The following is a 17,392-nucleotide window of genomic DNA, read 5'->3' on the forward strand; positions in this document are numbered from 1 at the left end:
GATCACTGTAGCAAGCGTGTCTGTTTCGGGCTGGCGAGCCTCCCGTGCCTTGACTAACAAGACGGCAGTCTCCGGCAGGTCGGGCAGGCCCTCGTCGCTCCCTACAGCCCGCAGTCCGGGCACCAGCGTTGCTTCCGGCAAGATCACCACGGCGAGACCCGCCAAGGCAGCAGCCTGCTGACCTTCGACTGTTGTGGCCGTAGACACGATTTTGTAACGCCGGCCGGCTCGTTCAAGAGCGCGAAGAGCGGTGCCGCGCCTCAAACACCCATCCAGCCATGGTGGCAGCGATGGACAGTCCCCTGGAGAAAGGGCCAACGGGAGCGGTCTTGCAAATGGGCCGAATGCTGTGCGGACATGATCCACTTCAACGGACCGCGCCACAATTCGGAGACCGGCCACTGGCGTGGCTCGTGGCCCCCGACACAGAGCAGCAAATCGATGTTACCTGCCTTGAGCTGGGGTACGAGCTGGCACGACGGCGCATGAGAAAGTTCGATTGTCATTGTGGGGTTGGCCGCCGCGAAACGGGCGAGAACCTGTGGCACAAAGAGATGCGCGTAGGCTTCGGGAGCCCCGAGGCGGACCGAACCGTGCGTGCCCCGCGCGCGCAAGGTCGCGAATATTTCGTCATTCAGCTCCAGCAACATCCGCGAACGCTCTATCTGAAGTCTACCGCCCTCAAGGCCGGCGAAATGGCGGTCTTCGACAATCGCCGGGTGCTTCACGGCCGCCAATCGTTCAACCCAAACACGGGCTGAGACATCTGCGGGGATGCTATGTCGATCGGGGTGAGTTTCAGAGCCGCATTCGCGTCCTCTCCCGATAGCGGCACGACGATGATCGCGGATGCGCGGTCAGTAGCTGTCGGTACCCAAGGTCTTGAACTCCGGCGGACGTTCCTCCGGAGGTTGTTGTTTGCCCGAAAAGCCGGCGGCAATCAGGGCAGTTACAGTTTGCATCATTCAAACAGACGAGGACAGTGGCCAAGCCTGTCCCTAGCGTGGACTCGGCCTCTTGCGCTCAGGGTGGTGTAAACGGGACCATGACAGCAGGTTCAAGAGCGGTCGTCTCACGCGGCGACCGCGTCAGGGGAGGTAGGATGAACCCGTATCCGGCAGGCGAGGATCAAGACTCCGTGGTGGCGCTAGAAGGGGGGGACGTTCAGTCATGAGAATCAAAAGTCTGATCAAGCGTGCCGAGAAGGTGGACAGAGCATTCAAGGAGCTCGAAGCCGATTTGGCGGATGCATTCGATGAGTGTCTGAACTTAGACTACCAATCGCCGTTGAATGACGTCCCGGATGAGAATCTCGCGGCAAAGAATGACAACTCTCAGCCTGAGGACGATGCGGACACTCCCGAGATCGCATTACGGCTGACTTCCCATACACAAACCCGACTGGCTGCGTTAAATGCCGTTGATGGGCTCTTTGACGATGCACGGGAGTATCTGGAGGAGATCAACACGAAACTGTCGGAAATCGCGACCTCGCATCATCTGACAGGCGAATTCCTGAAGCTGCTTCACGGGGACATTCTTCGCGCCAACGAGCTGGAACTGGCAAATGTCAGCCTGACCACACAGCAAAGAGTGCTGTCGGAGCAGCTCCACGACGCGACCAGAAAGCAGCGCGAGCGTGAAAGCGCTGTCGAGGCCCTGCAGCAGCGCGAGATAGGCCTGGTCGACGACAAGGAGGCACTTCGCGGTGCGCTGGCTGCAGCAAGGCTGGAACTCGTCAGGGCAGGCAATGCGAGCGCAGAACGCGAAGCGGAGTTCGGCGACCTCGTCAAGACGCTTTCGGCCAGAACGGCCGAGGCCAACAGATGCGCACGCGAGAACGAGATACTGAGGGAAAAACATGTCAGCCTGTCGATCGATCTCGACAAGGCGCTGAAACGGGAAGCTGAGGCGCGGCACAGGCTGGATGAACTCTCGACGATTCATGCCAATGACGCGGCGCGACTTTCGGAACTGCTGGCTGCGCTTGGCAAGAGCGAGAAAGAGGAAATGCGGCTGCAGAAATCGCTCGATGTCGCGCAAGCGAAGCTGTCGGAAATGACGGAAGCGGCCCGTATCATGGAAGGTGACAGGGAAGCCGAGCGTACGCGTAGTTTCACGGAGATCGGCGGCCTGCGTTCTGAAATTCGCAACCTCCAATCACGATTGGAAGTTGCCTCGAACGAGAACAGTCAAACCGCCAGCGAGATCGCCAATCTCAAGGCTCAATGCAGCGACGCTGTGGCCGAAAAGCAAATTGCGGAGGAAAGGTTGTCCGCTCTCAGAAAGGAGAACGAAAACGACAAGATGCACCTCTCGACGGTGAGCGCGAATTTTTCGCAGCTTTCCCTGCAGCAGGCATCCGAACAGATACAGCTCGATGTCCAGAGGCAGGAATGCGAGGATCTGCGAGCCGAAGTCGCGTTGCTCGATGCTCGGGTCAAGGAACTGTTGCCCTATGAGCGTCTCCACAAGGTCACAAACGCCAGGCCGCATGAGAACGGCGTGGTCGAGATCACCGGTGTCGTGGCGGAGAAGACCCGCGCCACAAGCAGGCGGCGCGTCCGTACGAGCCTGCGCGCTGCATCCTAAGGCGTGGGTGGGGGCTGCGCCGACTAGTGTACGGTGTTACCCATCAGCTTGGCGCATGGATTGGAGCGTCATGTGTTCATCCAACTGGACACACCGGCACGGCCTAATGCTCGATCGGTCCTTTCGGCATGACGATCGTGGTGCCGGCGGTTGTCGGACGCTCGATCATGCGACGGACGCGCGGCGGCTCGTCGCCGCTGTGCAGCGCCCGTACGCGCTCGCCGATTACAGCGTCGGCATGGGTGGCCCGCTTGTTGTGGCGGATGTATTCGAGCCATGTCGGCGTGTGATAGTGCTCGATCCATATTGCGGGATTTTCGAGATCGCGCGCCAGCGTCCAGTTGCGGGCGCCGTCACGGCGGCGGATGCGGCCGCGTTCAGCCATGGTGGCTAGGAATTCCGGCACGTCCTCCTCGCGGATAATGTACTCGATCATGATGGCGATGGGGCCGCTGCGCAGTTTTAGGTCGAGCGCAAGATGCGGCTCCTTGAAACGGTTCAGCGGATCGAGGTTGAGCACCGCCTGCTGCGGCAACGGCAACAAAAGGCCAACCGCGCCGCCCGCCAGCATCGCGACAGCAGCCGCAACCAGCGCGAATTCGGCGCCATTCGCATCGGCGACGACACCCCAAATCCAGCTGCCGAGCGCGATGCCGCCGAACGTCGCCGTCTGATAGACCGAGAGCACCCGGCCGACCACCCAGCGCGGCGTCGACATCTGCACGGTGACGTTGAAATGCGACAGCGCGATCACCCAGCAGGCGCCGCCGATGAGCAGCCCGAGCGACGTCTGCCAGGCGTGTTCGCTGACGGCGGCATTGAAGGCGCAGAGCGCGAAGCCGGCGAATGCCATGCGCACCATCGTCTCGCTGGACAGGATCTGCCTCAGCCGGACGCTGATCAGCGCGCCGCCGACGGCACCGATGCCGAACGCACCGAGCATGATGCCGTAGGTCAAGGCATCGCCCTTGACGACATCGCGCGCCACCAGCGGCAGCAGCGCCAGAACCGCGCCGGCGCTGAAGCCGAAAGCCGCACCCCTGACCAGCACCTTGCCGATATTGGGCGACATGGCGACGTAGCGCAGGCCGGCGCCCATCGCCGCGCCCAGCGTCTCTCGCGGCAGTGTCGAGGCCGGCAGGTCTGGCTTCCAGCGGGCAAGCACGATCATAAGCGCAACATAGCTCAGCGCATTGGCGGCAAAGGCCGCTGCAACACCCGCGGCGGCAACGATGATGCCGCCGATCGCCGGGCCGACGCTGCGCGTCAGGTTGAAGCCCAAGGAGTTGAGCGCGACGGCCGCAGGCAGCTTTGCGCGCGGCACCATGTCACCGACAGAAGCCTGCCAGGACGGGTTGTAAAGCGCGGTGCCGCTGTTGATCAGGAAGGCGAAGGCGAGCAGCGTCCACGGCGTCATCAAGCCAAGGTAGGTGAACACGGTCAGCAGAACCGAGACGACCAGCATGAAGATCTGGGCAATCAGCATGACCTTGCGCCGGTTAAAGCTGTCGGCGATGGCGCCGGCAACGAGCGCAAACAGCATGATCGGCAAGGTGGTCGACGCCTGGACCAGCGCAACCTGATAGGACGAGGTGGCGATCGTGGTCATCATCCAGGCGGCGCCGACGCCCTGGATCAAGCCGCCGAAATTCGAAACCAGACTGGCGGACCATACGGCGCGGAAAATGCCGTGCCGGAACGGCGCCAGCGCCGAGACGCGTTCGCTGTCCGGCTCGTCGTCGATCATGGATGCTTCCCCGACTTCAAATGCTGCGTTCTTCCAGAATCGGTGCCCTCATGCCGTCCCCTAGAAGTAGAGCATGACTTCGCAAAGGGCGAACGCCTTATCAAAGAAGATCATGGTCCAACAATAAGATAGCGGTGGCTGGAACAGGTCAGCGGCCATTCTTGCAGGCCGCGTGAAGCGCTTCGGTGAGGTGGCCGACTTTCCGCCCGCCGCGCCCCGCTGCCTTCTGCCGTGAACCCATAAAACGCGAACGGCTGAGATTGGTGGGGAGCGGACTGGCGGCTTCAGGAATTTGTCTTCGATTGCAGGCATCGGCCTGTGCTCGCATCGCTGCGAGCAACTTCCCAGCGGACTCGGCAACGGAAGCCGCCTGCTCCAAGAACTCGGCGCGTTGGGCAAAAAATACTTAGCGACTTGACGAAGTTTTCGCTTGCGCCACCGGCAAATTCGGCGATAGTTAGCGACATGGCTAAGCATGATCCTGCTCTCTCGTTGCTCTTCCATGCGCTCGCTGATCCGACCCGCCGGTCGATCCTGACCCGGCTCGCCGAAACACCTGCGCGGGTGACGGATTTGGCTGGCCCCACGGGACTACGGCTGCCCACGGTGATGCGGCACCTTTCCGTGCTGGAGGCGGCAGGGTTGATCACCACGTCCAAGGACGGGCGGATACGCACCTGCGCCATCGTGCCCGAGGCCCTGGATCCGGTGCGGACATGGCTCGATGAACAGCGCGCCATCTGGGAGGCTCGGCTCGACCGGTTGGATGCATTTGTGGTGAATGTGATGAAGGAAGGCGAAGAATGACACAGAACCTCGCTACAAACGGTGCGACCCGTGCGGTGCCTGATGATAGGAAGGGCCGCTTTGCGACGCTCACCTTCGAACGGGATGTGGCCGCGCCATTGGCCGTGCTGTGGGAGGCATGGACGGCGCCGGCCGCGCGGGCGATCTGGGCTGCGCCATCACCCTCGGTCACCGTGGAGTTCTTGGAGGCCGACACCAGGGTGGGTGGACGCGAGATCTCGCTCTGCAAGGTAGAGGGCCATCCGGACATCCGCTGCGAGTGCGGCTGGCTGGCGTTGCAGCCGGCGCTGTGCAGCGTGAACTACGAGGTGATCTCATCCGAAGGCGTGACGCAATCGGTCGCGCTGGTGACGGCGGATATCTCGGGAACGCACGAGCGCAGCCGGCTGGTCGTGACGGTGCAACTTTCCTCGCTGGCGCAGGACATGGAGGCAGGCTATCGAGAAGGCTTCGGCGCGGGACTAGACAACCTCGCGGGCGCGGCTGAACGAACCATGGTGTTGCAGCGGGTGATTCAGGCGCCGCGATCCATTGTGTGGGGCGCGTGGATGAACTCTGAAACGCTGTCGCAATGGTGGGGGCCGGAAGGCTTCTCCTGTCGCACGAAAAGGATCGATCTGCGCACGGGCGGGGAATGGGTATTCGACATGATCGCGCCTGATGGCACGGTCTTCCCGAACCACCATCTCTATAACGAGGTCCGGCCCGAGGAGAGGATCGGCTATACGCTGCATTGGGGCGAGAACGGGCCGAAACATGCCGACGCCTGGGCCTCGTTCGAGGATCAGGACGGGGCAACGAAGGTAACGCTGGGCATGGTGTTCAGCACGACTGCCGAGTTCCAGGAGGCGAAGGGCTTCGGTGCCGTGGAACTGGGACTGCAAACTCTGGGCAAACTGGAACGCTTCGTCGAATCCCGCTGAAATGCTGCGGTCTCCCGTCGGCCCGAATTAGGGTGGACGAGGTCCTCATCCATGTCGCGCTCGTCTTCATCGGCGTCGGCATCCGCCTCTTCATTCAGAACGGCATGGAGCCGGTCAGGCTGGAGAAGACCCAGGTCTCGGAAGCGGGGCCGATCACCAACATGCGCTTCCGCTTGGCGGGATGGGGCCGAGAATTCACAAAGGGATACACGAAGAGGAGGGTTCTATGAGAAAACTGATCATATGGGACATGGTGACCGTCGACGGCTTCTTCGAAGGTCCGGACAGGGACATCAGCTGGTTCGTCTTCGAAGAAGAACTCGAGAACTACATTCGTGAGACCCAGGAAAAGGCCGACACGCTGATCTTCGGCCGCGTGACCTACGAGCTCATGGCAGCCTATTGGCCGTCCGAGCAAGGCTGGATCGCGGACTTCATGAACAAGATCGAGAAGGTGGTCTTCTCGCGCACGCTGAAAAGCGCCGACTGGAACAACACGAAGCTCTTCAACGGCAATGTCGCGGAAGAAGTCTCCAAGCTGAAGACCAGGGACGGCGGAGACATCTTCGTGTTCGGCAGCGCCGACCTGACGGCGACCCTGATGGAGCACGGCCTGATCGACGAGTATCACCTCGGGATCAACCCGTCATTCTCGGGAGAGGCACGCCGCTCTTCAAGGGCGGCCCGAACCGGATACCCCTGAAGCATCTGGAGACGAAGACGCTCAAGTCTGGTGTTGTCATCCTCCATTACGCGCCGGAGAGCAGACAATGACGATCGATCCGCTCTTTCCCGTCAACTTGGCTTGTCGAAAAGGGAGGGCCCGGGGAAGCGGCGCGCTCCAGACGATCGGCGGCCAAGGGGCGTAGCTGCCATCACCTTAAATCTGTGAATGACCGCTTATGGGTTTGGCGCGGCCAGCTCGGAATAGCTGAATTGGGGGCGTTGCCGACTGGCTGCTTTCACATCGCGCCGGATTCTGATTCACCATGAGCCGATATTACCTGACAGACTTCGAATGGCGCGTGATCCAGCCGTTGCTACTCAACAAACCGATAGGCACTTTCCGCCATGATCCTGAACTTGATCATGTGGCCGCACTTGTAAGGACCATGAGAGCCAGTTTCGCGAAGAAGGCGCCCATCCCAACCGCAGCACCGATTACGATCCATCGCTAGGTCGTGCGATGCACGCCGAAGGCCGTCCAGGACCGGATGCGCAGCAGGAAGGCCGCGAAAAAGCCAGCCATGCCGCCAACGCCTGAAAGCGCCGTCAGAATCAAGCCGAGCACCACCGGGTCAAGATCCAGCCGAACCAGGCCGTCACCCCCGCCGATAGCCAGTACGGTCAGGCAGACGGGGCAAACGATGATTTCAGGCCAGCCGGGCCCAGCGGGTGCAGCTTTTCCGTTCATCGCTTCTATATCTGAATGGCAAGTGCGTGGGATGACGAGGCACGATGCGTGTTCAACTTCCTTGCGACGCATCGTTCTGAATGCTCTTCATCCCTATTCAGATTAGCTCGCGGCGCTCGGCACCGGCGTGTTGAGCAGCTGCTGTTCCCAGAGGTACGCGATGCCGCTGCCGCCGAAGTGCTGGATGAGAATCTCGGTCAGCTCCTCGACGTGCTCGGTGCGCGCCCAATCGCGTTGCCATTCGCCAGCGAGCGCCATCACGGTCATCACGTTCGCGCCGGCCGCGGCCATGCGCTGGATGGCAACTTCGTGAGACTCCTTCGAAATCCCGCCCGACGCGTCGGTGATCACGGTCACGTCCCAGCCTTCGCCGGCGGCCTGGATGACAGGCATTGCGACGCAGACCTCGGTCCACAGGCCGGCGATGATCAGTTGCTTGCGGCCGGTCGCCTTGACGACGTTCACCACATTCTCGTCCTGCCAGGTGTTCACCCAGGTGCGATCGATGACTTCCTGGTCCGGAAATACGTCGGTGATCTGCTTAAAGAGAAGTCCACCGCGCGCCGCGATCACGCTGGTGAGAATGGTCGGAACATTGAAGGCTTTTGCTAGCTTCGCCAGCGCGGTCGTGTTGTTGACCACCATATGCGGATCGTGGCTGTTCAGGTTCGCGAGTTGATAAGGTTGGTGATCGATCAGAACGAGGACCGAATCTTCGGGACGAAGAAGCGAATCGAGGCCGTTACGAGGGGTCATCAAAACTTCCTTTCTCTGCCGCTATGGAAGGCAATGGGTTCACGGGAGACATGCGCCAGCGGGCGACGTTGCCTGGACGCAATTTGCTGTTCCTTTTGGCGATGCGGTAGTGCCATAGTCGGGCAAGCTGTGTCGCGAAACGAGGAACGCCGAATTGGACATCGAAGATCTACAAACATTCGTCGCAGTGGCCGATGCAGGGGGCGTATCGGCCGCCGCGCGCCGGCTCGGCGTCTCCAAGTCAATCGTCAGCCGGCGACTCTTTCGGGTCGAAGCGGAGCTTGGCGTCCAACTGCTTGCACGAACGACACGCGGGGCAGCGCTTACGGAAGCAGGGATCACGTTCAGGGACCATGCGGCCCGAGCCAGCGCCGAGATCGACACAGCCAGGGAAACGATCCTCCCGACAGGTGAGCTGCGCGGCCGCCTGAGAGTTGCCATGCCGCTTTCTTTCGGCCCGACTCACTTCGCCCCCGTGCTCGCGGACATGGCGCGACACCACCCGCACCTCCACATCCATGCCTCCTACAGCGATCGCTTCGTCGATCTCATCACCGAAGGTTTTGATTGTGCGATCCGGGTTGGCTACCTTCAGGATTCCAACCTGATCGCGAGACGTGTCGGGCCGATCTATGGGAAACTGGTCGCCAGCCCGGACTATATCAGTGCGCACGGTTCCCCTGAGACGCCGGCTGAGCTCGCTGCCCATCAGTCCCTCATGCAGGGAACCGAAGCCTGGCAACTCATGGATGGCGACAAGATCGTCACGGTTCAGCCGCAGGGCAGGTTCAAGGCCGACAACGCTACGGCGCTCGCCGCCGCCGCAGCAGCAGGACTCGGCATCGCCTGGCTCCCCGATTGCATCACCTATGACTATGTGGCCTCCGGCGCGCTCGTTCCGATCATGTCACGCTATCCGCCACCGCCGGCGGGTGCATATGTCATCCGACCGCCGGGGCAGCACCCGGCACGCAAGATACGCACAGTCACCGAAATGCTGATCAAGCATTTCGAACGAAATCCCCACCTCTGGGGTCTCGACCGTTAAAGCACTGACATCCGCGAAGCCTTGGCAGACGACGCGCTCGCCTGCGGGCCACCGGCCTCGGCGGCATTATTGCCTGCACGTTCCACTTTCCGCGACACAGCTTGGCGCATTGCGTGGCTAGTTGCGGAGACGGCCGCTCGCTAGTTCGGGCCGTCGTCGGGTGGGCAGCACTCGACCCGCTCACGCTGTGCAGATTGGCGGAGACCGGGCATGCGCCTTCTCATCGGCGAGGGGCGAGGCTGTCCCGATGAGGTGGGCCTCGACGCGATCGAAACCCTCATCGTTCCGCGTTTCCGCGACCTTGGCGGTTTCGAGGTTCGGCGAGGCATCTACATCGTCGAAGGCTCGATATCGATCGCCGGCCAGGATTACGAGGCACCTCAGATGATGGTCTTCGCCCGGGCGACAGGATCACGGTCGCGGCCGGCCGCCAAGGCGCGCAACTGATAATGCTCGGCGGCGCAACGCTCAGCGGACCGCGCTATATATGGTGGAACTTCGTCGCCTCGTCCCGGGAGCGCATCGAGGAGGCCAAGGCCGAATGGCGCGCGCAGAACTGGGGCAAGGGGCGCTTCGATCTCCCGGTCGATGACCGGGATGAGCACATTCCTCTTCCGGACTGACCGGCGCTGATAAGATGATCGCGCGGACGCGGCTCGGGCGGTCGAGGACGACATGAACGATGTCGCGTGCCGTTGAATGCAGGATGGAGACAGCGAAAATGAGCAACAAGTGGCCCCACCTCGACTACCTCAGTTGGCGCGAGACGTGTTCCGCACTGCATCTATACTTGCAGATCGCCGGCAAGTATCGGCTGGCTCATACCCCGTGGCTCAACCATTCCTGGAACGCGACCTTCTATGTCACGCCTAACGGCCTGACATCCTCGCCGATCCCCGACGGCCCTGGCATCGAGATCCTGTTCGACCTTCGAGACCACATGGTGATGGGCGCGAGCGGCGACGGCCGCAAGGCGTCCTTCGCGCTCGGGCCGACTACGGTCGCGGCGTTCCACGCCAGCTTCGTCCGGCTGGTTTCCGAACTCGGCGGCACGCCGACCTTCAACGGCCAACCGAACGAAGTGCCGAACCCGGTGCCGTTCAACGAGGATCATCGCGAACGGCCCTATGACCGCGACGCCGTTCAACGCTTCCATCACGCGTCGATGGCGGTCGACAGGGTCTTCAAAACGTTCCGGACCTCCTTTCTCGGCAAGTCCAGCCCGGTTCACCTGTTCTGGGGCGCTCTCGATCTGGCCGTCACGCGCTTCTCAGGGAGGCGTGCTCCTCTCCATCCGGGCGGAATTCCGGCATTGCCGGACCACGTGACGCAGGAGGCCTACGACCGCGAGGTCTCCTCGGCAGGCTTCTGGCCGGGCGGCGGCGGCATCGATTATCCCGCCTTCTACGCTTACGCCTATCCAACGCCGAACGGCTTTCGAGGCGCATCGGTCCGGCCGGATGCGGCGTTCTGGCATGACGGCCTGTCGGAGTTCATCCTGCCCTACGATGCCGTGCAGTCGGCTGCCGATGGCGACGAGACCCTATTGGCGTTTCTCGTCTCGACCTACGAGGCCGCTGCCGATCTCGGAGGATGGGACCGCGATCTGCTGGAGTGCATGCAAGGGCGGCCGGGGCAGGTGCGGCCGCCACACGCCGAACTGCCGAAGAAGGCGACTTTATCGTCCGACGAAAAGGTTGAGCGGGAGGATGGCGCATCGGAGGGGCGCTACCGGATGGTCATCGATGGCGTCGAAGCCGAGATGACTTATAGCCGCGCCGGCGAGGGACTGATCATCATCGACCATACAGAAATTCCAGCAGCCTTGCGGGGCCGCAAGGTCGGCGAGCAAATGGTGCGCCAGGCGGTCGAGGATGCACGACGCGAAGGGGTCAATATCATTCCGCTTTGTCCGTTCGCAAAAGCGCAGATCGACCGTCATCCGGAATGGCAGGACGTGCTGCGCCGGTTATAGGCTGCCAACAGCCCGACCACGCGCATTGCGGCGCATGCTGAACGGCATCTTCTGGGTGCTGCGATCTGGTGCGCCTTGGCGTGACCTGCCCGAGCGCTATGGCCCGCACCACCTGCTACAGCCGCTTCGTGCGATGGCGGAAGGCAGGCGTGTGGGGCCGACTGATGGAGAGTATCACGGCTGCGCACGACGGCGAGAACTCAATGCGGCTTTGGCTCCGCGCTATGAGTCTACGGCCTAGATTTCTACGAATGTCGTTGCCCAAAACCGCTGCGCTCTCTCGGGTCGAACGCCCGGGGCAGCCCTTTGGGCGACATGCATTACCGATCTTCGAATCCGGTCAGCACGCCGACGGCGTTGATGCCGATTTCCTCGACGGCATAGCCGCCTTCCATGACGAACAGCGTCGGCAGGCCGAGCTTGGCGATGCGACGGCCAATCTTGGGATAGTCGGCGCTTTTCAGCTTGAACCTGCTGATCGGGTCCTTCTCGAACGTGTCGACGCCGAGCGAGACGACAACGACCTCGGGAGCGTAAGCCGCAAGTTTTGCGCAGGCGTCCTCCAGCGAAGCATTCCAGGCATCCCATGCGGTGCCGAACGGCATGGGGTAGTTGACATTGAAGCCTTCGCCGGCGCCGGCGCCGCGCTCGTCGGCATGGCCCAGGAAGAACGGATATTCGGTCATCGGGTCGCCATGCAGGTTCAGCACCTGCACGTCGCCGCGGCTGTAGAAGATCTCCTGCGTGCCGTTCCCATGATGGTAGTCGACATCGAGGATCGAGACGTGTTTGGCGCCGTGGTCGCGGAACCATTGCGCGGCAACGGCGGCATTGTTGATGTAGCAATAGCCGCCCATGAAGGCAGCGCCGGCGTGATGGCCGGGCGGGCGGCAGAGCGCGAAGGCTGACGTCTCACCGCCCTTGACCAGAGCGGCCGCGGTCAGCGCCACGTCATAGGACGACTTGATCGCCTCCCAGGTGCCTTTGACGAAGGTGGCGCCGCCGTCGAAGGAATAAAAGCCAAGCAGCGCATCGATGGTTTGGGGGCGCACATCGCCGCGCAAGCCGCGCGTCGGCCAGGTGAAGGGGATGGCCGAACCTGTTCGGCCCGACGCTTCCCAGAGCGGCCATACGGTCGGCAGGAAATCGATGTAGTCGCTGGTATGCACCTTCCTGGCGGCTGCGAGGTCGTGGGTCTCGGGTGGCAGGATCGGGCCGAGCTTTTCGCTCTCCACCCTCGCCTTGATGAACTCGGCGCGCGAGGGCTTCTCGAAGGCCGACACAATGGCGCCTGAAATCAGTTCGAAATTGCCGGCATGACCGGCGTGGAGAGGGGAGAAAACAGTCTTCATTTGGGCGGCCGGCTCGCTCTTCGAGTTGCGCATCTGTCATTGACGGACTGCTTTGTGGCAGAGAGTTTCAGCGCCGCCAAGAGGCATTCCGGACCGCTGTTGCGAGTGGCAGCGGCCGGCTTGCCAGACGCCAAGACTCTGCTAGCCTAAGCTCAAACGGGAGAAACTTATGCCGCCATCGGCCGATCTGATCGTCGAGAACGCCAGCATACTGACAATGGATCCCGATACTCCCCGCGCCGAAGCCATAGCCGTCAAGGGCGGCGAAATCATTGCGATCGCAGATCGCGCGACCGTGCTGGAGCACAAGGGACCCGGCACGCGCGTCATCGATGCCGGCCGCGGCTCGGTCGTCCCCGGCTTCATCGAAGCGCATATGCATCTTTTCGCCGGCGCGGCCGAACTCGATCACCTCCAGCTGATGGGCATCCACGGTTTCGATGCGCTTTGCGATGCTGTGCGCCATTATGCAGCAAAGCGGCCGGATCTATCCGTCCTGCAGGCGCAAGGCGCCGACTATACCATCCTGTCGGCGACGGAGCGGGTCAGCCGCCATCACCTCGACCGCATCCTGCCGGACCGGCCCCTCGTCATGGCAGCGCCCGACCACCACACAATGTGGGCGAACACCAAGGCGCTGGAACTGGCCGGCCTGCTTAGAGGCAAGCGGCTTGGTCCCGGCAACGAGATCGTCATGGGCGACGACGGGCTGGCCAGTGGCGAATTGCGCGAGGGCGAGGCTTTTGGGCCGCTGATCGCGCTGGCCGGCGAGGATCGCGTGCGGCTCGGCCTGGCCACCGGCGGCGAGCCGGACCCGAAGCCGACGCCGGCGGAGCAGGCCTCCGACCGGGCGATCATGCGCCGCGGGCTGGAATGGTGTGCCAGGCACGGCATCACCTCGATCCAGAACATGGACGGCAATTTGCACCAGCTCGAACTCCTGTCGGAGATCGAGGTCGAGGGCGGCTTGCTGTGCCGCGTGCAGGTGCCGTTCCACTATAAGAATTTCATGACGCTCGACATGCTCGACAAAGCCTCTGATATGGCTGAGCGCTACGCTGGCGAATGGCTGTCGTCAGGCATGGTCAAGGTGTTCTACGACGGCGTGCTCGATTCATGGACGGCGGTGATGGTCGAGCCCTATGCGGACCGTCCGGATTGGGTGGGCGAGCCGCTGTTCACGCCGCAGCAATTCATCGACCTTGCCGTGGCCGTCGACAGGCGCGGGCTGCAGATGGCGGTGCACTCGATTGGCGACGGCGCCGTGCGCGCCGTGCTCGACGGCTATGAGGCGGCGCAAAAGGCGAATGGCAGGCGCGACAGCCGGCACCGGGTCGAGCATATCGAGGTGGTCACCGCCGCCGACATACCGCGCTTCGCAAAGCTTGGCGCCATTGCCTCGATGCAGCCGCCGCATCCGCCGGGCAGCATGGGCTTGCCGCTGGAGCCGACGGTGTCGCGCATCGGGTCCGCCCGCTGGTCGCTGAGCTATGCCTGGCGGACGCTGAAGAATGCCGGCGCGCGCGTCGTCTTCGCCTCCGATTGGCCGGTGTCGCCGATCGATCCGATCCTGGGCATTCAGGCGGCAGTGCTGCGCAAACCATGGGCAGACGGCGATCCCGACCAGAGTTTTTCGCTGCATGAATCGCTCGCGGGCTATACGGTGGCAGGCGCCTATGCCGAGTTCATGGAGCATCGCAAGGGCCGCCTGAAATCAGGCTTTATGGCCGATCTCGTGGTGCTCTCAGGCGACATCGAGGCGACCGCACCGGAAGCGCTGCATACGGTACGGCCGGTGACGACGATCTGCGGCGGCAAGGTCACTTATCAGGTCTGACGGTGGCACGGGAATTGCGTTCTGAATCGACATTCGGATGTGTGCTTGCCAAGCCATGCGCCGTGTGCTGACAATCGAGTGGGAACTGGATTCGCCCTTAAGAGCGGACACAAGATTGGGGTAATCGTGCCGGAACAACCGGGTAAAAGTGCAATTGAAGTTCGTGGCGTCCGCAAGGTGTTCGGTACCGGGGAGTCACAGGTCGCCGCCCTCGACACGGTTTCGGTGTCGATCCGCGAAAATGAGTTCTTCACGCTGCTTGGTCCGTCCGGCTGCGGGAAGACGACGCTTTTGCGGCTGATCGCCGGCTTCGATTTCCCGAGCGCCGGCGAGATCCTGCTGCATGGCCAGGACATCGCACCGCTGCCGCCGTTCAAACGGCCGGTCAATACCGTGTTCCAGAACTATGCGCTGTTCCCGCATATGACGGTGGCCGAGAACATCGGCTTCGGCCTCGAAATGCTCGGCAAGCCCAAGGCCGAAGTCAAGGCGCGGGTCGCCGAGATGCTGAAGCTGGTCAAGATGGAGGCGCTCAGCAACCGCCGCACCAGCCAGATTTCCGGCGGCCAGCAACAGCGCGTGGCGCTGGCGCGGGCTCTGGCGCCGCAGCCAAAAGTGCTGCTGCTCGACGAGCCGCTGTCGGCGCTCGACTTCAAGCTGCGCAAGGAGATGCAGATCGAGCTGAAGCGGCTGCAGCACGAGACCGGCATCACCTTCATCTTCGTCACCCACGACCAGGAAGAAGCGCTGACCATGTCGGACCGCATCGCGGTGATGTCGTCGGGCAAGATCCTGCAGGTCGGAACGCCCTGGGATATCTATGACAAGCCGGCGGAGCGCTTCGTCGCCGACTTTATCGGCGAAACCAATTTTCTCACGGCGGCCATCACCGGCATGGGCAACGGCAAGGCACGCGCAACGCTCAAATCCGGCGCGACGATCGACGCGACCGTGGCTGAGGGCTTTCAGCCGAAGGACAATGCCACCGTGGTGGTCAGGCCGGAACATGCCAAGCTGACCAGCGGCAAGGGCGACCTGTCAGGCACGGTCGAAAACATCGTCTATTTCGGCACGGACACGCATATCCATGTTCGACTGGACAGCAGCGAGGCCTTCACCGTGCGCCAGCAGAACACGCGCAGCGCCGGCTGCGGTTTCGAGCGGGGCGACAAGGTCGGCATTTCGATCGGCAACGACGCCGCACAAGTGCTGAGGGATTGATGGCGAGCGCGGAAGAAGTCGCCAAGGACGCCGAACACCGTGAAATCCGCGATCGCTGGCTGCTGTCGGCGCCGGCACTGATCATCATCTTTCTCGCGGCGACCGGCCCTCTGCTGATCGTCGTGATCTACTCATTCCTGACGCCGGGGCCCTACGGCGACGTGGTGTGGAAATTCTCCACGGACGGCTGGCTGTCGGTGCTGATGCAGCGTGACATCTTCGACGATACGCTGGCCTTCGCCGACGCGCATCTGTCGATCTTCTGGCGCTCGGCCAAGCTGTCGTTCCTGACGACGATCTTCACGCTGCTCTTTGGCTTCCCGACGGCCTATTTCATCGCCACCCGGCCGGCGCGACAGCGCAACATCTGGCTGTTCCTGATCACCATCCCGTTCTGGACCAATCTGCTGATCCGCACCTTCGCCATCCAGGAGGTGATCCGCAACGAGGGCATCGTCAACACGGTGCTGATCAAGCTCGGTATCATCAGCCAGCCGATCCAGATGATGTTCACCGATTTCGCGCTGATGGTCGGCATGACCTATGTCTATCTGCCGCTGATGGTGCTGCCGCTCTATGCCAGTATGGAAAAGATCGACTTCCGGCTGGTCGAGGCGGGTTACGACCTTTATGCCAACCGGTTCCAGGTGCTGAGGCGGGTCATCATCCCGCTGGTCAAGCCCGGCATCGTCGCCGGCTCGATCCTGGTCTTCATCCCGGCGCTGGGCGCCTATGTCACCCCGCGCGTGCTCGGCGGGTCGAAGAATATGATGCTCGGCAATCTGATCGAGCTGCAATTCGGGCAAGGCCGCAACTGGCCGCTCGGCTCGGCGCTGTCGCTCTCGCTGATGGCGATCGTGATGGTCGCGCTGCTCTTCTATGTCCGCTCCGCCGGGCGCCAGGACGGCGCGCATGGCTAGCCGCTTCGACATTCGCCGGCAGACCGGCTTCACGACCATCGCGATGATCTGCTTTTTCGCGCTGTACCTGCCGATCGTCACGGTTGTCGTCTATGCCTTCAACGCCGGCAATTCGATCGCGATCTGGGAAGGCGTGTCGCTGCGCTGGTTCTACCAGGCCTGGAACAACGACCAGGTCGTCGATGCCTCGATCCGGTCGCTGCAGATCGCCTCGGTCGCCGCGACTATTGCCACGATCGTCGCCACCATGGCTGCACTCGCCACGACCCGGACGAAGCCATATCCCGGCCTCGGCTTCAAATACGCCTTCATCAACCAGCCGCTGATGGTGCCGGAAATCGTCACTGCGGTGGCGCTGCTGATCTTCTTTTCGCGCATCAAGATCTGGACCGGCTATTCGGGGCTGGGCTACCTGATGGCCGCGCATACGGCCTTTTGCATTCCCTTTGCCTATCTGCCGATCCGGGCGCGGCTCGAGAACATGGACCTGTCGTTGGAGATCGCGGCGGCCGACCTCTACGCGACACCCTGGAAGGCTTTTCGGCGCGTCACCTTTCCGCTGCTCTGGCCAGGCATCCTTGCCGGGCTGATGCTGGCCTTCGTCATCTCGCTGGACGACGTCGTCATCACGGAGTTCGTCAAGTCCGGCGGCCAGGATACATTGCCGACTTACATGCTCGGCCAATTCCGGCGCGTTATCACGCCGGAAATCAACGCGATTTCGACGGTGTTCCTGCTGATCTCGATATTGATCGTCACCGTCTTCTTTTTCATCAGCAGGAAAAAGGATCAGGAGTGAC

At 62.3% G+C, this 17,392-nt stretch carries 15 protein-coding genes and 4 pseudogenes; 14 read left to right on the forward strand and 5 right to left on the reverse strand.

The genetic code is table 11. From position 1 onward, the window contains the following. Positions 1 to 260: 260 nt before the first annotated feature. On the reverse strand, positions 261 to 650 hold the full coding sequence (locus tag AC0L14_RS10705; RefSeq protein ID WP_473749537.1) for a LysR substrate-binding domain-containing protein: 390 nt from the start codon (positions 648 to 650) through the stop codon (positions 261 to 263). Between the two features lie 520 nt (positions 651 to 1,170). Between AC0L14_RS10705 and AC0L14_RS10710 the strand changes: the two genes are divergently transcribed. After that, positions 1,171 to 2,592 carry a coiled-coil domain-containing protein gene (locus AC0L14_RS10710; protein ID WP_473749430.1) on the forward strand — a complete coding sequence of 474 codons (1,422 nt, stop codon included), beginning with the start codon at positions 1,171 to 1,173 and terminating at the stop codon, positions 2,590 to 2,592. A gap of 103 nt (positions 2,593 to 2,695) precedes the next feature. On the opposite strand, the gene AC0L14_RS10715 is transcribed toward AC0L14_RS10710, so the two are convergent. Beyond that, positions 2,696 to 4,339 (reverse strand): MFS transporter, encoded by a 1,644-nt coding sequence (locus AC0L14_RS10715; protein WP_473749431.1) that lies wholly within the window; start codon positions 4,337 to 4,339, stop codon positions 2,696 to 2,698. 465 nt (positions 4,340 to 4,804) lie between these two features. On the opposite strand from AC0L14_RS10715, the gene AC0L14_RS10720 reads away from it, so the two are divergent. The 5 genes and pseudogenes from AC0L14_RS10720 to AC0L14_RS10740 form a co-directional block, all read left to right on the forward strand. Then, positions 4,805 to 5,146, forward strand: a complete 342-nt coding sequence (locus tag AC0L14_RS10720; RefSeq protein ID WP_473749432.1) for an ArsR/SmtB family transcription factor — start codon at positions 4,805 to 4,807, stop codon at positions 5,144 to 5,146. After that, positions 5,143 to 6,069, forward strand: coding sequence for an SRPBCC family protein (locus tag AC0L14_RS10725; protein WP_473749433.1), 927 nt, complete (start codon positions 5,143 to 5,145; stop codon positions 6,067 to 6,069). The genes AC0L14_RS10720 and AC0L14_RS10725 overlap by 4 nt, the downstream gene beginning before the upstream one ends. Before the next feature lie 32 nt (positions 6,070 to 6,101). Further along, entirely contained in the window at positions 6,102 to 6,299 is a 198-nt protein-coding gene (locus AC0L14_RS10730; RefSeq protein WP_473749434.1) for a hypothetical protein, read from the forward strand. Further along, positions 6,296 to 6,843 (forward strand): annotated as a pseudogene (locus AC0L14_RS10735) (dihydrofolate reductase family protein). The gene AC0L14_RS10730 and the pseudogene AC0L14_RS10735 overlap by 4 nt, the downstream one beginning before the upstream one ends. Positions 6,844 to 7,058: 215 nt before the next feature. Next, positions 7,059 to 7,145: pseudogene (locus AC0L14_RS10740) on the forward strand (IS5/IS1182 family transposase); the annotation flags it as partial. 98 nt (positions 7,146 to 7,243) lie between these two features. Here the strand turns inward: AC0L14_RS10740 and AC0L14_RS10745 are convergent. After that, complete coding sequence (locus AC0L14_RS10745; RefSeq protein WP_473749435.1) at positions 7,244 to 7,555, reverse strand: hypothetical protein; 312 nt, start codon at positions 7,553 to 7,555, stop codon at positions 7,244 to 7,246. A 30-nt stretch (positions 7,556 to 7,585) separates the two neighbouring features. Further along, the gene (locus AC0L14_RS10750; protein ID WP_473549350.1) at positions 7,586 to 8,239 is read right to left on the reverse strand and encodes a hydrolase; all 654 of its coding nucleotides are present in this window, start codon (positions 8,237 to 8,239) and stop codon (positions 7,586 to 7,588) included. A 154-nt stretch (positions 8,240 to 8,393) separates the two neighbouring features. Between AC0L14_RS10750 and AC0L14_RS10755 the strand changes: the two genes are divergently transcribed. From AC0L14_RS10755 to AC0L14_RS10770, 4 genes and pseudogenes are all read left to right on the forward strand, one after another. Beyond that, positions 8,394 to 9,287 carry a LysR family transcriptional regulator gene (locus AC0L14_RS10755; protein ID WP_473527161.1) on the forward strand — a complete coding sequence of 298 codons (894 nt, stop codon included), beginning with the start codon at positions 8,394 to 8,396 and terminating at the stop codon, positions 9,285 to 9,287. Between the two features lie 321 nt (positions 9,288 to 9,608). Continuing rightward, a pseudogene (locus AC0L14_RS10760) lies at positions 9,609 to 9,910 on the forward strand (pirin-like C-terminal cupin domain-containing protein); the annotation flags it as partial. A 98-nt stretch (positions 9,911 to 10,008) separates the two neighbouring features. Next, positions 10,009 to 11,262 carry a DUF5996 family protein gene (locus AC0L14_RS10765; RefSeq protein ID WP_473749436.1) on the forward strand — a complete coding sequence of 418 codons (1,254 nt, stop codon included), beginning with the start codon at positions 10,009 to 10,011 and terminating at the stop codon, positions 11,260 to 11,262. Between the two features lie 28 nt (positions 11,263 to 11,290). After that, a pseudogene (locus AC0L14_RS10770) lies at positions 11,291 to 11,459 on the forward strand (transposase); the annotation flags it as partial. A gap of 123 nt (positions 11,460 to 11,582) precedes the next feature. Here AC0L14_RS10770 and AC0L14_RS10775 read toward each other — a convergent pair. Continuing rightward, positions 11,583 to 12,614 (reverse strand): histone deacetylase family protein, encoded by a 1,032-nt coding sequence (locus tag AC0L14_RS10775; RefSeq protein WP_473749437.1) that lies wholly within the window; start codon positions 12,612 to 12,614, stop codon positions 11,583 to 11,585. Positions 12,615 to 12,783: 169 nt separating this feature from the next. Between AC0L14_RS10775 and AC0L14_RS10780 the strand changes: the two genes are divergently transcribed. The 4 genes from AC0L14_RS10780 to AC0L14_RS10795 all read left to right on the forward strand — a co-directional run bounded on the left by AC0L14_RS10780 (position 12,784) and on the right by AC0L14_RS10795 (position 17,391). After that, positions 12,784 to 14,451 (forward strand): amidohydrolase, encoded by a 1,668-nt coding sequence (locus AC0L14_RS10780; RefSeq protein WP_473749439.1) that lies wholly within the window; start codon positions 12,784 to 12,786, stop codon positions 14,449 to 14,451. A 126-nt stretch (positions 14,452 to 14,577) separates the two neighbouring features. Beyond that, positions 14,578 to 15,672 carry an ABC transporter ATP-binding protein gene (locus tag AC0L14_RS10785; protein WP_473749440.1) on the forward strand — a complete coding sequence of 365 codons (1,095 nt, stop codon included), beginning with the start codon at positions 14,578 to 14,580 and terminating at the stop codon, positions 15,670 to 15,672. Beyond that, a complete protein-coding gene (locus tag AC0L14_RS10790; RefSeq protein WP_473749441.1) occupies positions 15,672 to 16,592 on the forward strand; it encodes an ABC transporter permease in 921 nt (306 codons plus the stop codon). Before AC0L14_RS10785 ends, AC0L14_RS10790 begins: the two co-directional genes overlap by 1 nt. Beyond that, entirely contained in the window at positions 16,585 to 17,391 is an 807-nt protein-coding gene (locus tag AC0L14_RS10795) for an ABC transporter permease (protein ID WP_473486461.1), read from the forward strand. Before AC0L14_RS10790 ends, AC0L14_RS10795 begins: the two co-directional genes overlap by 8 nt. The last annotated feature ends 1 nt before the right edge of the window (position 17,392 follow it).

It is taken from the genome of Mesorhizobium sp. WSM4841 (assembly GCF_055811515.1).